Annotated in this window: 8 protein-coding genes; 1 reads left to right on the top strand and 7 read right to left on the bottom strand. The window is 38.4% G+C overall.

Annotated features, from left to right (window positions below; genetic code table 11):
* Positions 1–35: 35 nt before the first annotated feature.
* From HCG49_RS10155 to HCG49_RS10140, 4 genes are all read right to left on the bottom strand, one after another.
* Positions 36–851, bottom strand: a complete 816-nt coding sequence (locus HCG49_RS10155) for a hypothetical protein (protein ID WP_168469422.1) — start codon at positions 849–851, stop codon at positions 36–38.
* 16 nt (positions 852–867) lie between these two features.
* A complete protein-coding gene (locus tag HCG49_RS10150; RefSeq protein ID WP_168469421.1) occupies positions 868–2379 on the bottom strand; it encodes a SusD/RagB family nutrient-binding outer membrane lipoprotein in 1512 nt (503 codons plus the stop codon).
* An 18-nt stretch (positions 2380–2397) separates the two neighbouring features.
* Positions 2398–5835 carry a SusC/RagA family TonB-linked outer membrane protein gene (locus HCG49_RS10145; protein ID WP_168469420.1) on the bottom strand — a complete coding sequence of 1146 codons (3438 nt, stop codon included), beginning with the start codon at positions 5833–5835 and terminating at the stop codon, positions 2398–2400.
* Between the two features lie 143 nt (positions 5836–5978).
* Entirely contained in the window at positions 5979–7133 is a 1155-nt protein-coding gene (locus HCG49_RS10140; RefSeq protein ID WP_168469419.1) for a FecR family protein, read from the bottom strand.
* Between the two features lie 114 nt (positions 7134–7247).
* On the opposite strand from HCG49_RS10140, the gene HCG49_RS10135 reads away from it, so the two are divergent.
* Positions 7248–7838 carry an RNA polymerase sigma factor gene (locus HCG49_RS10135; protein ID WP_168469418.1) on the top strand — a complete coding sequence of 197 codons (591 nt, stop codon included), beginning with the start codon at positions 7248–7250 and terminating at the stop codon, positions 7836–7838.
* 141 nt (positions 7839–7979) lie between these two features.
* On the opposite strand, the gene HCG49_RS10130 is transcribed toward HCG49_RS10135, so the two are convergent.
* From HCG49_RS10130 to HCG49_RS10120, 3 genes are all read right to left on the bottom strand, one after another.
* The gene (locus tag HCG49_RS10130; RefSeq protein WP_168469417.1) at positions 7980–9248 is read right to left on the bottom strand and encodes a glycoside hydrolase family 27 protein; all 1269 of its coding nucleotides are present in this window, start codon (positions 9246–9248) and stop codon (positions 7980–7982) included.
* Between the two features lie 75 nt (positions 9249–9323).
* A complete protein-coding gene (locus HCG49_RS10125; RefSeq protein ID WP_168469416.1) occupies positions 9324–12494 on the bottom strand; it encodes a glycoside hydrolase family 2 TIM barrel-domain containing protein in 3171 nt (1056 codons plus the stop codon).
* 127 nt (positions 12495–12621) lie between these two features.
* Positions 12622–14271, bottom strand: a complete 1650-nt coding sequence (locus HCG49_RS10120) for a beta-N-acetylhexosaminidase (RefSeq protein WP_168469415.1) — start codon at positions 14269–14271, stop codon at positions 12622–12624.
* Between the last annotated feature and the right edge of the window lie 35 nt (positions 14272–14306).

The raw sequence follows: 14306 nt of genomic DNA, 5'->3' as shown, positions 1-14306 counted from the left end.
TCAATATAAATTTATTTATAAGCGTACAGTGAATGCTATTTCTTAACTAAGAATCGGTATTTACCATCGCCGCCAATATCATATCCAGAAAACTCCATATTTAAATGAAGTTCTCCCGTAGCGCTATTAAAAGTTCCCGCTTCGCCTTTGTAGAATGCAATATCATAACCACTTCCTGAAGCTTTTACATCTTCCAATAAAGTAACTGCTCCAATTCCGGTAGTGGCATCGACTTCACCTAGTTGTAATGGCAAGACAACCGCTAAACTACTGTCGTCCCAGAAATTAAAACCTACATTTACCTTATCACAATCCTCTCCGATTACTACTCCATTGCTAGCTGACGGACTATAACTGGGATAAATCTCATCTTTGCAATTTAAACTTCCCGACCATAATTCGGCAACACAAGAAACATCATCATCTACCACATTTAATTGCATAGATCCATTTATTTTTCCTTCTTGGAATCCGAAAACCACATTCGTAGTAGCGCTTTGTAAGACTATCTTTGGGGTAGCATCCCCATCACTATCTTCATTATCCAAGCACTGAAGGCGAATATAGCCTACAGAAGATTTAGCTCCTTTCTCAAAAGTAATTGTTCCAGTCCCCAAGTCTTTAATCCTTGAAGCTCCTTCTCCTTCTATTTTATAGCTGATTTCCAGATCTTCACTCAACTCCTGTGTGCTAAAAACTTGTACCGAAATTACAGATTCGTTCTCACTGCCTTCCTTTAAGGTATGGGAGCCTTCTGGAAAATAAACATAGATTTCTCCTGAATTCTCATCGGGACTACAAGAAGTAAAGCAAAACGTAAACAGTAATAATGTATATAATATAGTTTTCATATTTTTTTCGTTTAAATTACTTTATTAACCACATAGAAGCATTAACATCGTCTTCTCCGTATTGCCTTTTTATAGCTTCCTTTACATGTTCCGAATTATAATCCAATTCCTTCTGAGGATATTTCCATCGCTTCGGAATCGCATTGACATTCCCTTCGTTTAAGGAGGTGGCCGGATTTATCTTAAGGGCAGGCAAACCCGTTCTACGGTAGTCGTAGTAGGTTGTCCATCCAGAATTTAAAAAAGAAGCAATAAATTTTTGGGTTAAAATTTGTGCTACCCCATTGGCAGGGTCGTATACTACCTTTTCATTAGTTAAATAATTAGCGATATATGCATCGGTTATTTCAACCTCTTCATAGCTTGTTGCATTATCTCTATAAAATTCCATGGAAGCCTTAATCCCCTGATTGTAATACGTACTAGGATCTACACTTATCCACCCTCTAGCGGCAGCTTCGGCAATATTAAATTGCTGTTCGGCATATCCCATTCTTACATAAGGTTCATTAATGGCATCTTCCGAATAACGTTTATGAATTTTGGAAAGATTTTTATCGGCTTCCATACCTACAATAGTTTCAAAAGCCGCTGTACCATCGGCACCATTATAGGCCTCAAAATTATTTGGAGCTAATCCTTCGCTTTGAGATTTGCCAGTTGGAGAAGCAAAAAAGAACAAACGTCTATCTTCCCTTTCCTTTAACAACTCTACTAAAAACGAATCTAAATGTGGGTACTGGCTATGTGAAGCATTCCAAAAAGGATATCTTTCCCCTCCCTTATCACTGAATTCGAGTTGTAAATTATCCTTATTTGAAGTAAATAAAGGATACTGATCGGGGTTCTCTATAATTCCTTTGAATTTACCAGCAATATCGATATTACTATCGCCTTGGCGATTAGAAAGGCTTATTAAAACCTTTAAGGTAAAAGAATTTATAACTTTTCGCCATTTTAAAATATCCCCATCATAGATAACATCTCCACGAAGATCTCCAGTAGATTCGGCCAATACCTGGTTGGCTAATTCCAACTGTTCTAAAACACCTATAAAGACCTCTTCCTGAGGATCGTATTTCGGAGAATATTCCTCGCCTGTTTCACCCTTTAATGCATCGGCATAAGGGATATCGCCAAATGCCATGGTCATATCATAAAAATACCATGCATTAAAAAAATACCCTAACCCCTTATAGACGTCATTTTCGGCACGCTCTGCCTCTTGAATCATTTTCTGAACATTCCGCATGGAGTTATAACCCCCAAAACCAGCGCGATTAAAATAATAATATTGAGCAGACTCTATAGCTTCTGTCCAAACTATTTGCCTTACCACCAAAGGTTCCGTAAATAGGTTTTTCCCGTAGGAAGGACCAGCGACATCCAAGGCTAGGTTCGTAAACAACAAACTTGGAATAACCTGTTCGGGACTATTAGGGTTTTTAGCAATCTCATCAAAATTCTGTGTACATGCGCCCGTAAGTAAAACCACTATCAGAAACGCTACTATTGTATATATTTTCATTGTCGTTGTCTTAAAAAATTAGAATGAAATTTTTACATTAAATCCAATATTCCGGTAGGATGCGGAAGAAAGGTTATCGCTTCCATAATCCGGATCTATGTGTTTTACCTCCTTGGTCCACAACCATAAATTTCGTCCTACAATGCCCACATTTGCGGAAGAAGCACCAATTTTTTGATATATATTTTCCGGTATGTTATAGCTTAAGGTTACCTCTCTAAGCTTGAAAAATGTTTCATCAAAAATATTTTGCGTCGTAACATTTCCAACATATGGATTATATCTTTTCATATAAGTGATATAATTTACTGCTGCAGTATTTTCAGCAAAAACACGCGTATCGGAAGTAATATTTCCTCTTTCGTCCCTAATTACATCTCCAGAAGTCACCACTACCCCATTGCCAATATAGGCGGGAATCCCATTTACAGCAGCTTCGCGGTATTCGTTGACAGATTCCGGATGGGTACCAGAATTCCACATCGCCTGATTTGTACTAGAGTGCATATCGCCGCCTACCCTTCCATCAAATGAGAAGGACAGATTAAAGTCATGATAGTTAATGGTATTGTTCCATCCCCAAACAAAATCGGCTCCAGTATGCCCCATAACACTTTGGTTGTTCTCTTGAACCGGGTATCCGTTACTATGAATAATATTACCATTAGGATCACGAGCCCAATCATAAGTCACCAAATTATCTGTCCGGGCACCTTCATAAATCCAGCTGTTTTTAGGAGAAAAAACAGGATCCAATTGATCCCAATACCAACGGTAAGTTGATAAATTCAATTGGGTTTCCCACCCAATATTTTCTTTTTTTATAGGTGTACCACTAAGAACAATTTCAAAACCTTTTTTCTCAAATTGCTCATCTGTATTGGTAGTTTTACTGTTAAACCCTGAGGCATCGGATACCGAAGCGTTGGCAATTAGGTTATACTGAAGGGTATTATAATAAGACACATCTAATTGAAGTCTATTTTTAAGTAGTCGTATATCAGTTCCTATTTCATAGGTTCTGGATTCTTCCGGTTTTACATCGGCTCCTCTAATAGACCCCGGGTATGAAGCCGTACTTTGTCCGCCCCATACATCGGAGGACACAGAATATACCGGTCTAATACTGTATCTACCAATATCTTTCTTGGATAAGGTCCACGACCCTCTGAATTTTACGAAGGAGAACAGTTTTGGCAAGGTCACAAATTCCGTTAACACACCACTGAAGGCGGCAGAAGGATAAAAATAAGACCTTGTTTCCTTTGGCAAGGTAGAAGACCAATCGTTACGCCCGGTAACATCTAAAAAGAGACCATTTTTATAAGCTACCCCCATTTTCCCGAACAAACTGTTCACTTGTTTTTTACTTAAATAATTGGAAGCGCTGACTGGGTTGGTAGAGTTTGACAAGGAATAAAAACCTGGAACATTTAGTCCGTCAGTACTTGCAGAAAGGCTTTTATACTCGTTAAAATTAAGTGTTGCCCCTACCAGTGCATTAAGATCTAAATCGGATGTAATCTCTTTGTCATAATTAAGCAGTACATCGGAATTAATGGTGAAGTCTTGACTTGAAGATTCCGAATAATTACCAAGGCCTTGCCCCAAACTTAAAGGAGTATTGGTGGTATTTTGAACAGTTTGGTTGTTTATACCGGTACGATTTGTTAGGGTTAACCCATCTAGGATATCGTAATTTAAGGTCAAAAACCCATATCCTCCATCCTGATAGTAGCCTCTTTCATTTTCATAGGCCAAGAAATAAGGGTTGTTATACCATGGCGTATATTGGTAAAATTTTTGTTGTACATCTTCAACGAGCCAATAATCCTTAAAATCGCGTAGATCATAATCAACACCAGACCACACTAATAGGTTGTAAATATACCCGCTACCTCCATAACCAGTGGCTGGGTTATTTGGAGAGAACTGTTTGTTATAGGTAAAAGACGATTCCACATTAAGCTTCCCTAAAGTTATGGTACCTCCCAAGTTAAGGGTGGCATTATTTAACCTTGTATTAGGAACTTGTCCTTTTTGGTAGGCATGTGATGTAGAAACCCTAAAGCTCCCTTTTTCCCCACTTTGGGTAATGCTCAGGTTATTGGTCGTTATATACCCGGTTTCCAGGAAGTTTTTTAAATTATCCTTTCCTCTAGAGCGGTATGGTGTCGGAATTCGTTCTCCAGTCATAGGATCTATAGGACTGTCCCATTGTGCTATTTCTTTCCAGCCACTTTGAGTACTGGGATCTCTCACATCCATCCTTGGTCCCCAAACGTAGGAGCCTGCATCATTAACTCCACCTCCAGCACCATCACCATAACGATACTGTCCATTATCACCCGTTCCGTACACGGTCTGTGGTTCTGGAATAGCCACATAACCTGCCTTAAACATAGTACTACTATTAAAAGTAACACTTATTTTTCCTTCACTGCCTTTTTTAGTAGTAATCATGATGGCTCCTCCAGAACCTTTAGATCCGTAAAGAGCAGAAGCAGTAGCTCCCTTTAAAACAGTAATATTTTCGACATCATTGGGACTCACATTCCAAAAATTAGTAGAAACAGGGATCCCGTCGATTACAACTAAGGGAGTCTCCCCTCTTAAGCTAATGGATGGAGTGCTAAAAAATTCCGTACTATTAAAGATTGTCAAACCGGCAACCTTACCTGTTAAATTACTCAAGATATTGGCCTCTGGCGCTTTTTCCAAAATGGCCCCTCCTACATCCTGAACGGCATATCCCAAGGCTTTTTCACTTTTTTTAATACCTAAGGCAGTAACCACCACCTCTTCTAATCCTTCGGCACTTTCTTCCAAAGTCACCGATACTTGGCTCTTAGCATTAATTCCAATCTCTTTAGTGGCATATCCGATATAAGAAAAGACTAATATTCCATTTGGCTTAGACACCGTAATGGCATATTGTCCATCAAAATCTGTTTGGGTTCCATTGGTAGTTCCCTTTTCCACAACACTGGCTCCAGGCATTGGAAGACCTTGAGGGTCTAAAACAGTCCCCTTTACGGTATGTTGCTGCACATCTATTTTAGTATCGCTTTCCTTACGAGTCTTTGTAGGCCTAGTAGCGTCGTGCTTTAATATAATTTGCTTCTCTAAAATTTTATAGGTAATAGGTGTATCCGCAAAAATTTTCTGTAGGATAGCGGTTATATTAGATTTGTTCACAGATATAGATACCGATCTTTTAAGGTCTACTTCTTTTGTATCCAAAAAGAACTTAAAATCGGTTATAGATTCTATTCTGTCCAGTACATTCTCTACTGGAACATTTTTAAGGTCTAGACTTATTTTGGTGTTTTGTGAATACGAATTGGCCTGTATCTGAAACAGGGCAAAAAACATTACAAGGGTTGTTAATTTCATCTTTAAATTAAATTGATACGCTTTCATATGCCGCATCTTTAAATCCATATGATTTTTCATACATTTGTATTAGTTATGTGGTTTTAAATAGTTTTGAATCACACTATATCTCCAGGGAATGTTACGAGCATTTCCTGGTTTTTTTTTATAGCTTAGATCATGGAGGGGTTGCGAGGGTCATTTCATACGGTTATGGTTTTAAGTTAATTGATTATTATTTTGTTCTTCTTATATGTATACTCTATTGGATAATGTTCGTTCAGGGTTTTTAGGACTTGTTCTATACTTTCAATATCGAATACGGCATTATAAGTTTTTTCATCCAGGGCTTTGTTGTTGTTCTGAATAGAAACATTATAATGTCTTTCTAGTTTTTTCCGAATTACCGTAAAGGGAGTATTTTTAAAAATGATTTTTCCTTCGGTCCATCCTGTATAAATCTCCGTATCTACTTTTTCCAACGATATATTTCCAGAGGTTTTATTCATTTCTGCCTTATAGCCTGGCTCCATTACTAGGCCGTTTTCTGAATAAAACTTGTTGTCCTTTTCATATATACTTACAGCGCCTTCCACTAATACGGTATGTGCCGTACTATCTTCATTATATGACGAAACATTAAATTCCGTCCCCAACACTCTCACATCCATATCGCCGGTAGTCACTACAAAAGGGTGATCGCTATCTTTTGCTACAGAAAAGTACCCTTCTCCTTCAAGGAATACTTGTCGAGTATTCCCCTTCATAAACTTCTGAGGATATTTTAGCGTAGAACCCGAATTAAGATAGATTTTGGTGCCATCCGACAAAACAAGGTGGAATTTTTTTCCATAAGGAACCGTCAATTCATTAAAAGTAAGTTTCTCTTGGCGAGACTCTGAACTATCGTCGGGGTTTTTATAATCCAACGAATTCCCTTGTTGCACCCCAATAACCTGACCTTTCGCCCCTACTAATTTGGTCTTTCCAGCCTCTTCCAAAACCTTTACGGTACCATCTCCCAATGTTATTTGCACAGCATTTTCGTTTATTATTTCCTGGCTACCCCCGGAGTACCAAAATAACAATCCTCCTAGAGATAAGAGCAAAACAAAAACGGCCGCCATTCGAAAATACTGCCCTGGAACTAATTGCCTTCTTTTTTTGCTTTCCATCTCTTTCCATAAGTCCGAAAACTCATCTTCTAAAGAAATATTTTGTAGTCCAAGTTCTAGATTGTAATAATCCCTAGTATATTTTTTAAATAATTTTTGGTTCTTAGGATCCTCTAGAAACCTCAATAAGGCGTCCGTTTCAGCTTTAGTCAAGCTTGAGGTATAATATTTAATAATTAATTCTTCCAATTTAATCATGTACATTTAGCATTACATCTTTAATAACAGTTTACATTTAAATAACCCTTAAAAAAAATTGATTTATTTTATTTTTTTCATATTTGCCAAACCAATTACTTATTTAAACAGTACCATTCAATGAAGGACATTGATTTAGTTTATGCCTTAAAAAATTCTGACCAACAGGCTTTTAATATTGTTTTCAACAAATATTATGAGCCGTTACTGGCCTACATCACTACCTTCACCAAGGATCGGCAGTCCGCTAAAGATATCGTTCAAAATAGTTTTATCATCTTTTGGGACAATCGAAAAAAAATGCATGACGATTCGACCATTAAAAGTTTTCTCTTTCGTATTGCCCATAACAAGTTTATCAACGATTATAAAAAAAACGAATACCGCTTAAAGGTGCTGTCCGATTTAAAATACGATGCCCTTAGCTCCCGAATTGAGGACTCAGAATCGACCAAGGAGGAGAGAACAAGAAAACTAAATTCTTTAATTGAAACGCTACCTCCAAAATGCAGAGAAGTTCTACTACTTCATAAAAGGGATGGCAAAAAATATACTGAAATAGCCGAAACATTGAATATATCGGTTAAAACAGTTGAATCTCAAATGAGGATTGCCTACCAAAAAATCAGGGAAGGATTTAAAACAAATGGCGTTGTTATGTTTCTTAGTTTTCAAAATTTTAAAAACACTCTAAGAGGTTGCTTCTCATAAACACCTAATTAAAGACCTACTAATTCAACCCATTATATTAAGACTGCGGCCCCTAAAGGAGCCATTTCTAAAAATTTAACAAAAAAAAAGCGAGACATTGCTATGCCCCGCTATTCCTGATTCTTTTATTTTGCCGCAGACTTAAGGAGTTACAGCCTTATCTTTATACTGAAAACGGTTATAAGGCAATGCCGTTCCTTTTACTTTTAAAACCACCACACCATGTGCTGGGACCGTAAAGGTTTTGTAATCTTCTTTTGAAACGGAAAAATCTTTCTTAGCCCATAAATCGCGCATAGTGTACCCTTTATCGGTATCGATCCCAATGGTTTCCATATCGAGACGCATTGTAGCAGTTTCTTTAGAACGGTTTAAAAGCGCCACAGCTACTTCCCCACTCATGGTAGAAACCATAGGCTTAGCCCATACCTCCAAATCTCCTTGGTCTACCAAACGTCTTGCTTGGTATACAAACGGACTTTGATTAAGGGCGATAATTTCTTCGTTGGTTACAATATCTAAGGTTTCTTTGCTCATGGTGGTCAGGTCGTTTCCTAACAAAAGTGGCGAATGCATTATACTCCACATAGAGAAATGCGCCTTATCTTCTTCATAGGTCATCCCTCTACCCACCTGAAGCATATCCATATCATTATAATGCCCAGCACTGCTATGCATCCACAAATCGGCATTCAGGTCAATAATATGCAAAATAGATTCAAAGGTATTATCGATATCCCCAGAGATTCGCCACGAATCGGCTACCTGTGTAACCCACTCCCCAGGAAACTCCCATCTACAAACATTGTATTTGGCCGAAGGCTTAATCTCTTTAATCATCTTCCCAATGGCCGTATATCTAGACTCTTCATCTAATCCTAACCATTCTCCGCCACACCAATCGATTTTGATGAAGTCGTAATCCCACTTTTTAAGAAATACATTTAGATCTTGGTATTCGTGACCGTACAATCCCATTCCTACACCAATGGTATCCTTATCCCAATAAGACGCACAGGTATTAATCCCGGCATCCGAATATATCCCAGCTTTTAATCCTTTTGAATGTATATACTTGGCAAGTGATTTCATCCCATTAGGAAAACGCTCTTTATGATGCAAGAGAGCTCCGTTTTCATCTCTACCCCCAAAAAAGCCATCGTCTACATTGATATACGAATAGCCAACATCTTTTAGCCCAGATGTAGCCATGGCATCGGCCTGTGCCTTTATGATATCCTCATTGATATTCACTCTATAGTTGTTCCAACTGGCCCACCCCATCATCGGAGGCTGAAACTGTTGGTTTACGACCGCTTCTTTTCTTTCGTCAGTTTTATTTTTAGGATCAATACCCTTCCCCCACAACAGAAATACTAATGAAAAAGTAGCCCCTATTAATTTATACATATATTCTAATTTATTAAATTCCTATTAATTCTTGGTAGCTCAAAAATATAACATCCATTGAAACCATTTCGTACTTTATTTCTTTTTATCCAACAACTTTATAGTATAGCTGTAGGTATATGGTTGTGAAGCCAACCTAAACTCCTCGTGCGGTCTAGCCCTTAGACTCCAACTGTTATCTCCACCTACACCCATTTGTTTGTAATCGATATTCAGGGTCACCAAATCTCTTGTCGGTAATTCGTTGATATGCTTTGCCTTTTCGATATCCTCCATAGTATAAGGCCATGCACTCATACTCAAGTCTTGGTCTCCTTTCACATAAATCCCAAATCCTTTGTTATTGACCAATTTAAAAAACTGCACCCCTATATAGTTATTACTTTCTTGTGGCATTACATAGTCGAAAAAATCGTTTTTTACAGATTTCTTAAACAAACCAACGGCTGCGCCTGTTTTTCTATCCTGATAATTTTCATGAGGCCCTCTTCCAAACCATTCCAAATTATCAAATTCACCGTTCAATTGCAGTTGCATACCAAACCTGGGCAATTCGGGCAATTCTTCGTTAGGAACTATAGCACACTGTACATTAATAGTTCCGTTTCCGTACACCTTATAGGTAGTATTTACAATTGCCGCAGCATCCTTACTATTTTTTTTATGAAGTTTTGTCTTCGCCGTGACCGTTATAAACTTTGAATTTACTTCCTGTACATTAAAGTCTAGCAATTGGCTTCTTTCCTGGGTGTTTTTCCAAAAGCCCTGTCTTTTTTCAACTTGGCTTGCTTCGTCGTTATCGGTTAATGCACGCCAGAAGTTTACCGTTAAAGGAGCTTTTAGCCATTCTTTACCATTTTTTTTAATGGAAGAAAGAAGTCCGTTTGCATTATCAAAGCCAAGGCGGAATGAATTCAAAGAAATAGTGGTTTCATCCTGTCCTTTTTCCAAAACCACATCCTTCATTTTAGAGAAGTTTTCGGTGGTATCACCTATAAACTTCCACGGCATTTCAAACTGTTCCCATGCCACTTCATGTCCTTTTTTTGCCCAAGAGGCATCTTCTTTTAAGACAAAGGACAGTTTTAAGTAATACGCCTCTCCTTCTTTTATCCTTGGCTTCTTAAAAGGGACTGAGATTGTTTTACTATCTCCGGCCTCCAATGAAATTGACGCTAATTTTCCGGATTGAATTTCAATGCCGTTGGCACTCATACTCCAGTTTACATTGTACTTATCCAAGTTTGCAAAATGATGCCAGTTTTTTACGACAAACTCTCCTTTCTCTAGATTAATATCCTGAACGCTTATAGGTTGAAAGACCTTTTTACTTTCCCAAAGGGCTGGTTTTGGAGTTTGGTCCGGTGATACCACACCGTTGATACAAAAATTCCCCAAATGAATGGTTTCTCCAAAATCGCCTCCATAAGCCCAGTACTTCTTGCCATTTTCATCGGTTCTGGCGATTCCCTGATCGGTCCAATCCCATATAAACCCACCGATTAAACGTTTCTCTGCTTTAATAGCGTCCCAAAACGATACAAAATCGCCCAAGGAATTCCCCATGGCATGTGCGTATTCGCACCAAATAATAGGTCTATTATCGTTTTTTTGCTGCGCCAATTCTACCATATAGTCCACATCGTTATACATTCTACTTAATATATCGACATAAGCAGGATCGGGTTTTAGGTTAGGCTGTCCTGTATTTATCAGATCCTGTGCTCCCTCGTAATGCAACAAACGAGAAGGGTCGTAATCTTTGATCCAACCGGCCATGGCCGCATGGTTTGGCCCCATACCGCTTTCATTTCCTAAGGACCATGAAATAATAGAAGGGTGATTTTTATCTCTTTCTACCATGGCAATACCACGTTTTAAAAACGCATAGCTCCACATTGGATCGTTAGAAAGCGTTCCTCCCAATCCGTGTGTCTCTAAATTGGCCTCGTCCATGACATAAATACCATATTCGTCACATAAGTCGTACCATGTTGGGTTATTGGGGTAATGCGCGGTACGCACCGCGTTAAAATTAAACTGCTTCATCAACAACACATCCTTCAGCATGGTTTCATAGCTTACCACTTTCCCCGTATTTTCATCGTGGTCATGTCTATTAACACCATAGAGCAACACAGGTTTACCGTTCACCAATAGCTCGCCATCTACTACTTCTATTTCTCTAAATCCGACTTTAACGCTTCTAGTTTCTAGTAAGTTACCCTGCGCATCCTCTAGATATAACACTAGCTTATATAGGTTAGGAAACTCTGCAGACCATTTTAATGGGTTTTTAATTTCCTTTTCTAAGGAAGCAAAATTCTTTTGTCCCCTTGGTGGCGACCATTGCTTCAATAAATCGTTCACATTTCTCTCTAATAAAGTGTCCAAAACCGGCGTCCCATTGGCAGAAAACAATTGGGCCTTAATTTTATAACCAGCTAGGTCAAGGTCATCTTCATTACTGAAGGTGGTTTTTATTTTTAAAGTCGCATTATTATAGTCTTCATCGAGTTCGGTAAGCACAAAAAAGTCATTGATGTGAACTTTTGGCATAGCCTCTAAAAATACATCTCTATGAATACCGCTAAGTCTCCAATGATCTTGGTCTTCTAGATAAGAACCGTCGCTCCAACGATACACCTTTACCGCCAACGAATTATCTCCTTCCACTAAATACGGAGTGATATCAAATTCTGCCGGCAGCCTGCTATCTTGGCTATACCCCACTTCTTCTCCGTTGACCCAAACATAAAAGGCCGAACTTACCCCCCCAAAATGAAGGACAACTTTTTTATCATTCCAGTCCGACGGTACTGAAAAAGAGGTTAAATAACTCCCCGTGGGGTTATCATCTGCAGGAACAAAAGGCGGTGCCACAGGGACAAAAGGATATACTACATTGGTATAAATAGCCATTCCGTGCCCATTGAGTTCCCAGTTCGCTGGGACTGGGATTTCTCCCCAAGTGTCGCTATTGTACTTTTGTTTATAAAAATCCTTAGGAGCCAAATCTGGTGTAGGAACCCAATTAAATTTCCAGTTCCCATTTAAGGACTTATACCTTGGAGAACTGCTAATTGCCCCTTTTAAGGCCAAAGATTCATTTGGATATGAAATCGAAGTCGCCCTAGGTGCTAATTTGTTTCTTTCTACTACCAATGGATTTTCCCAATCATTTTGTTGGGAAAAAGTTGTCCAGCAACTGAACAAAAGTCCTAATGCTATAATTTTTTTAATCATGATATATAACTAAATTAATTCCTTTTCGATTCGGATATGACCGCGCTTCAAAAGGATTATGTACGACATAATTACAACCCTTTTCTTAAATTTCAAAAAAGAATCCTTAAAACCGTCCAAAGCAGTTTTAATAAATCGACTTTTGATACTCTTTGGGGTGGAAACGTATTCCATTTCGCTTCCAATAGTCAAAATGTCCCTGATTTAAGCGCGAGATAAAATCGTCATAATTTTTATTTTGGGGCTTAGACCACAAATTTTCGGCAAAGGCCGGCATTCTAGGCATTAGAATATACTCTAAATGTTCTACCGAAGAAATAAACTCGGTCCATACAGCAAATTGTGCGCCTTTTATATATGTTTTTTCCGCTGCTGAAAGAACTTCTGGAATAATATTATATTGATATACTTTCTCTAGGGTATTGATTGAAAAACGAGCAGCAAAAGGTTCATTTTGAGGATCGTCCTGATATCTATTAAAATATAATGGATCACTAGGCACCATAATCACCTCTTGTTTTAATTTAGCCGTTTTTATACCCCCTTTTTCACCTCTCCAGCTCATTATCATGGCATTTTCCGGAGCTCCTCCTTCCAGGATCTCGTCCCAACCGATAAGCTTACGGTCGTTTGCCTCAAGAAATCTGGCCATTCTTTTAATAAAATAGCTCTGCAATCCATTTGCATCACCTAGGTTTTCGTCTTCAATTCTGCCTAGACACTTATCGCATTTTTCCCAATAGGATTTATCTACTTCATCACCACCAACATGAATGTAGGTCGATGGAAAAAGGGCTATTACTTCTGTAAGTACATCTTCTAAAAATTGGAAGGTCGATTCTTGGCCGGCACAGTAGTTTAAATTAACCTTTAAGGGATCAACCACTCCGTTCCATAGGGTTGAGTTTGGCGTCTCCTGAATATGTTTTTCACAAGAGAATTCTGGATATGCCGATAAGGCCGCCCCTGAATGCCCCGGCATATCGATTTCTGGAATAACGGTAATATTTCGGTCCTGCGCATATTCGACAATTTCTTTTACCTGCTTTTGGGAATAATAACCCCCATAAATAAAAGGTTTTCCGTCTAATTTTTTCACATAGGTCGAGTCAGGCTTATAGATTACACTTCCTGGGATCTCTTTTCTCCAGGCCCCCACAGCAGTTAATTTAGGATATTTCTTGATTTCTAAACGCCAGCCCTCGTTGTCGGTAAGGTGCCAATGAAAAACATTCAATTTATAAAAAGCCATAAGATCTAGCATTTCTTTGATGGTCTTTACGGAATAAAAATGCCGACTCACATCTAATACAAACCCCCTCCATTTTACGTTGGGATAATCTGTTACTTCCAGGTTTGCCAATTGTATTGGCTGTTGGGTATTGTTGCTATACACATATTGCAAGAGCGACTGTACACCGTAAAAAAGTCCCGCTTTAAAATTAGCGGTTATCCGAATCTCTGAAGATGATATTTTTAACTTATACCCCTCGTCTTCGAGCTCTTCATCGGCTCTTTCTGTCAGTTCAAAAACAATATTCTTTTGGGTTGTTTTTTTCTGGCTGATCTTAACGGCCGTCTCATCTTCGATCTTATCTACCAAGTACTGTACTAGCGCCTTCCCTTCGTCTTTACTTATTTTTTTTAAAACAACGCCTGTACTGTTGTCTAGCACAAAACTACCTTCTTGATAACTCACATTATCGGGTGCGGGGATAAATTGCCCTTGTGCCCAAAAGGAACAAAAAGCAACCAACAGGTAAAATATTCTATTCATAATTTAATCTTTCTTTAATTTATATTGTTTTTAAT

Source organism: Arenibacter sp. 6A1, from assembly GCF_012272855.1.
Taxonomy (GTDB): domain Bacteria; phylum Bacteroidota; class Bacteroidia; order Flavobacteriales; family Flavobacteriaceae; genus Arenibacter.
This window is presented reverse-complemented; position numbering and strand designations above follow the sequence as displayed.

Coding starts and splice junctions, on each gene's coding strand:
- HCG49_RS10155 (WP_168469422.1), bottom strand. CDS start 851: ATGAAAACTATATTATATACATTATTACTGTTTACGTTTTGCTTTACT.
- HCG49_RS10150 (WP_168469421.1), bottom strand. CDS start 2,379: ATGAAAATATATACAATAGTAGCGTTTCTGATAGTGGTTTTACTTACG.
- HCG49_RS10145 (WP_168469420.1), bottom strand. CDS start 5,835: ATGAAAAATCATATGGATTTAAAGATGCGGCATATGAAAGCGTATCAA.
- HCG49_RS10140 (WP_168469419.1), bottom strand. CDS start 7,133: ATGTACATGATTAAATTGGAAGAATTAATTATTAAATATTATACCTCA.
- HCG49_RS10135 (WP_168469418.1), top strand. CDS start 7,248: ATGAAGGACATTGATTTAGTTTATGCCTTAAAAAATTCTGACCAACAG.
- HCG49_RS10130 (WP_168469417.1), bottom strand. CDS start 9,248: ATGTATAAATTAATAGGGGCTACTTTTTCATTAGTATTTCTGTTGTGG.
- HCG49_RS10125 (WP_168469416.1), bottom strand. CDS start 12,494: ATGATTAAAAAAATTATAGCATTAGGACTTTTGTTCAGTTGCTGGACA.
- HCG49_RS10120 (WP_168469415.1), bottom strand. CDS start 14,271: ATGAATAGAATATTTTACCTGTTGGTTGCTTTTTGTTCCTTTTGGGCA.